At 56.7% G+C, this 515-nt stretch carries 1 protein-coding gene; it reads left to right on the forward strand.

Annotated elements, in window-relative coordinates; genetic code table 11:
- Positions 1 to 24: 24 nt before the first annotated feature.
- A partial coding sequence (gene repA / locus AC6BYQ_RS28575) for a plasmid replication initiator RepA (RefSeq protein WP_498057939.1) occupies positions 25 to 515 on the forward strand: 491 nt, incomplete at its 3' end.

Here is a 515-nt window from a genome sequence, read left to right on the forward strand (position 1 = left end):
CGGCCGCCATAAGAACAGGCCGCCGTGAATGACAAGCAGATTTCTGTTCACTGGTCTGAACTTCCGGCCGAAGAGTTAATCCGTTTCTGGCAGGACGTCGATGCCGGCACACAGGATAATTTTCTTACTGAGCCGGTCAAAAAGCGGACCCGCCGCAAGCGCGGTGAACACTCCACAAAAGCCAAATGTGAAAACCCGTCCTGGTTCCGTCCTGAGCATTATAAAAAGCTCTCCGGGGAACTGGGGCATGCCTACAACCGTCTCGTGATGTTCGACAAGCGGACCGGCCGCCCCAGACTGCGTGTTCACGTTTCCCGTCATCCCCTTTTTGTCACGGGTCGCCGTAAGGCAGGACGCAAATATGGTTTCCGGCCGGAACGCCGGAGCCTGATCGACTCCCTCTGGCCCCTGCTCATCAGTTTCTGCGATGGCGGCAAGCATACCGTCGGCATGTGTATCTCCAGGCTGGCCAGAGAGTTAAGCCCGAAGGACGCTAAAGGAAATGTCATCCCGGA

Source organism: Serratia sp. LTN-2, assembly GCF_059740205.1.